General features: G+C 50.4%; 1 protein-coding gene. It reads left to right on the forward strand.

The annotated features are described in order from the left end of the window. Positions 1–29: 29 nt before the first annotated feature. The coding region (locus tag U1E44_RS16590) for a PQQ-dependent sugar dehydrogenase (protein ID WP_322932233.1) at positions 30–4,646 on the forward strand (4,617 nt) is incomplete at its 3' end.

The following is a 4,646-nucleotide window of genomic DNA, read 5'->3' on the forward strand; positions in this document are numbered from 1 at the left end:
AACTTTTATTTTTCGTATTGATTTGTGTCATGTTCACTTTTTCTGTTCGGGGTCAATTCCCTACGGAGTTTGAGAAGGTGGAGTTGCTGACGGGTCTTTCCAATGCGACAAGTTTTAAGTTTGCTCCTGACGGTCGGATCTTCATTATAGATCGTTTCGGGGACTTTTTGGTGTACCGCACGGACACTCAGCTATTGATTAATAGTGGTTCCATTCCGGTGTTCCATGAATTTGAAGAAGGGTTGATCGGTTTGGCGTTGGATCCCAATTTTTCTCAGAACAACTGGATTTATCTGCATTATTCTCCTTTGGCCACTGCAGTAAACCGAGTGTCTCGTTTCACGATGGACGGGGACGATCTTAACGTGGGTAGCGAGCAGGTGCTTTTGGAGTGGCCTGTTCGGCGCGTGGCGCCCTCGTTCCATGCGGCGGGAGACATGGATTTTGATTCGCAAGGGAATCTTTATATTGCTACTGGCGACAACACGAACCATAGTAGTTATGCGACCTTAAATGAGACCAATCAGGCGAACAGTTCTGAGGGGACCTCCTCTAACACCAACGATTTTCGGGGCAAGATACTTCGGATCACCCCTCAGGCTGGTGGGGGCTATACGGTTCCCCCGGGCAACCTTTTCCCTGAGGGGGTTGGGGGACTGCCGGAGATTTATGTCATGGGTGCACGCAACCCTTACCGCATCTATGTGGATCGAGCCAATTCGGACTGGCTTTTTTGGGGAGAAGTAGGCCCGGATGCGAATATAGCTAGCCCACTGGGTCCCGAGGGCAAGGACGAGATCAACCTAACCAAGTCGGCGGGCAACTATGGTTGGCCGTATTTTTCAGGGGCGAACGAGCCCTACCAGAACACGTATACCACCCCTACCTTCTATTACGATCCGGTGGCCCCGGTGAACCTATCAACCTGGAATACGGGGGCGGTAAACCTTCCTCCGGCTCAGCCCTCGTGGCTCGATTTTTTCCATCAGAGCTATATGGTGGGGCCTCGGTATACTTACGATCCGGCTCAGACGGATTTACAGCGTCTCCCGATTGAGTTCGATGGGGTTTTTTTCTATTTTGACTTTAACACCAGCAAGGTATGGGGAGTGCGCATGGATGGAGATGGAAACATATTGGAGAACACCCAATTGACACAGTCTGTTTTCCCCGGCACCGGCAATAATAAGTCCGGTTATATCGACATGCAGATCAGCCCAGACGGGTTTCTTTATATTTTGGCCTACGGGGCTGGCTGTTGCCCTCTCAATGTAGGTACGGGCAAGCTGTTGAAATTGAATTACACGGGCATTACCACCAATAGTACGCCTCAGGTGCAGGTATCTGCGGATCCCACCAATGGAGCACTTCCACTATTGGTCAACTTCTCTAGTGCTGGCACATTCGACCCAGACGGGGACACGCTTTCCTACGAATGGGACTTTCAGAGCGATGGCATTGTGGACTCAACCGAGGAGAACCCTAGTTTCACCTATACGGTGGCCGGAGACTTCAATGCCCAGTTGCGGGTGGATGATGGCAATGGCGGGATAGCAGTAAGGAACATAACCATAAACGCGGGTAATACTGCAGCAACCTTTACGTTTAATTCTCCAGTTGACGGAGGGATGATAGGCTGGGGTGATGACATTGTTTTTGATCTTTTGGTGGAGGATGCCGAGGACGGAAGCACCCTTTCGGGGATCGATTGCGCCGATGTCGGCATCACCCCCGAGTTGGGTCACTTGAACCATTCGCACGGTGTTGCGGCTTTGGATGGTTGCTCGCAGAGTTTTAACCTTGCTTTTGCCGGTCATGATATAGACGGCGGTATGGATCTTTTTTATGTTTTCAAGACGAGTTATACGGATCAGGGGGGGCTCACCGCCTTTGACCAGATTCAGTTACATCCCAAGCGCAAACAGGCTGAATACTATGATGGTCAGAACGGAACCCAAATGATTCCGAATACTGATTTCCAAGGCGGTCCCAATGTGGTCCGTGCGGATCATAATGGATATATCATGTTCTCTGGTCGCAATCTTTTGAATACGAACTCGGTGCGCTATCGTGTGTCATCGCTCTTTTCGGGAGGCAGCATAGAGCTTCGAGTAGGCAGTCCTACAGGAGTTCTATTGGCGACTACGGATGTTCCTGTCACTGGAGGTGTAAATAACTGGGTAGAGGTAGAAGCCGCTTTTACAGATCCCGGAGGTAAAAATGATTTATATTTTGTGTTTAGGAACAGTGGTACTTCTCAGGATATTTTTGATTTGAACTATGTGGAGTTTATCGGTACAGGCGTTTCGATAGACAACTCCCCTCCAGAAGTCAGTGAAGTGATTTCCCTAAGTCCTACACAGGTTCGGGTATTGTTCTCAGAGAGGGTCACCCAGCCTACAGTTGGTCAGGTAGGGAACTATGTGCTGGACAATGGCGCTTCAGTAACCGGGGTTTCGGTACAAGACGACAATAGAACGGTGCTACTTACCACTACAGCCCTAAGTCCTACATTGACTTATAATCTTACAATCAGCAATGTGGAGAACGAGGCCGGGCTTTCGGTGGTTACGGACAGTCATCTCTTCATCGTTTTCGATCCTGTCCGGATCAATGCGGGCGGGCCTGAGGTGAGTACTTCGGATGGGATTTTTGTGACCGATGCGTTCAACGGTGGAGGATCCACTTTTGGCAACGTGGTGCCCATAGCGGGCACCACGGAGGATGCACTATACCAAAGGGAGCGTTATGGAAGTAATTTTTCCTATTCCATCCCCATCCCTATAGCGGGCACATATGACATACGGTTGCATTTTGCGGAGATTTTTTACGGTCTGCCCGGTAGTGGCTCCGGTGGGGGAGTAGGTTCCCGAGTTTTCAATGTTTCTGTTGAGGATTCGCCGGTACTGAACAATTTTGATATTTTGGCAGAGGTGGCTCCGGCTACGGTTCTTGTAAAGGAATTGGACAATGTGGTAATCAACGACGGTTTTGCCACTGTACAGTTCACCTCGGTGGTAGATAATGCTAAGATATCGGCTATAGAGGTTTTACCTTCCGATGCCTTTTCGCCCACGCCCTCCATTGCGATCACCTCTCCCGTGAACGGCTCCCAGGTGAACCAGCCTTTTTTAGTTTCCTTTGCAGTAGAGAACTGGACGGTCTCCCAAGGGGGCACCCATCTGCACTATTACGTGGACGGCGTTATGGTAGGACCTCACTACAGTTTGTCCCCAATTGTTATTGAGGGTCTGAGTTTGGGAAACCATACGATACGGATAGAACTTTTTGAAGCTACCCATACGGGTACCGGGGTTTTTGACGAGATAACAGTAGCGGTCACCGATCAGCCGGTTTGTAACGAAGGTATCGATTTTCCGGATCAGTGGCAGGTACATGAGCTGGAAACAAATGAATTACCATATCGTTCTGTTTATATATTGCCCCATTATGATCTGGACGGGGACGGACTCAAGGATATAGTAACAGGGGGCTGGTGGTACAAGAACCCGGGTACGGCATCGGGCAACTGGGTTCGCAGCGATATAGGTAGCCCATTGAATAATGTGGCATGGGTTCATGATTTTGACGGCGACGGGGATCTAGACCTTTTGGGCACCCAAGGAGCCTATACCGGCTCGGCTATGGCCTGGGCGGAGAATGACGGTTCCGGAAATTTTACGATACATACGAATATTCCGGCAGGGGAGACGACCTACAGCGAACCCTTTTTAGCAGGGATTGCCGGGGGGGTGTTCCAGACGGGCGGTTCTTACCAGATGGCCATCAACTGGAATGGTGCCGAGACCGGCACATCACAGGTACAGATGCTTACGCCATCCGCAGATCCGGTGAATGGTACTTGGACACTAGTGAATATTAGTCCCGATTCATTAGGAGAGGATATTAAAAGTGTAGATTTAGATGGTGATGGAGATTTAGATCTTTTTCAGTCGAGCAACTGGCTTCGCAACGACGGGGGCGGAAACTGGACGACTGTTCCCACGGGGATCTCCTACGTCACCACTCCTGACAGGGTACAGGTGGCCGATTTCAATGGGGACGGCAATATGGATGCGGTCGTGGGTCAATTAAGTTCAGGATCCAGTAATCCGTCACGCTTGGAGTTTGCTTGGTTCGAAGCGCCGGAAGACCCTTCTCAGCCATGGATAAAACGGCTTTTGGCCACGGACATCAATGGTAGTTTAAGTGTGTTTGCCACGGATATGGATTTTGATGGCGACATGGATATCATTGTAGGGGAATGGCGAGGCAGCCACAGGCTAATCGCTTTTGAGAATGATTTGTGCAATAGTGGTACTTGGATACGTCACACACTCGATGCCGGTGGCACGGGCTTTGACCACCATGATGGCGCACAGGTGGTGGACATCGACAATGATGGGGATCTGGACGTGGTCTCCATAGGGTGGGACAATATCGTGCCAAGGATTTTCGAGAACACCAGTGCACCCCCTTCAAATAGTACACCAATTTCGGATGCGGGAACGGATATGGAGTTGACGCTTCCAACAACTACAGCGGTACTCAACGGCAGCGGCACGGATCCGGATGGTGGAGAGATCGTTTCTTATCAATGGACACAAGAGAGCGGGCCCAACGTGGCGACCCTCGAAGGAGAAGCA

Source organism: Aurantibrevibacter litoralis (genome assembly GCF_034651555.1).
Taxonomy (GTDB): domain Bacteria; phylum Bacteroidota; class Bacteroidia; order Flavobacteriales; family Flavobacteriaceae; genus Aurantibrevibacter; species Aurantibrevibacter litoralis.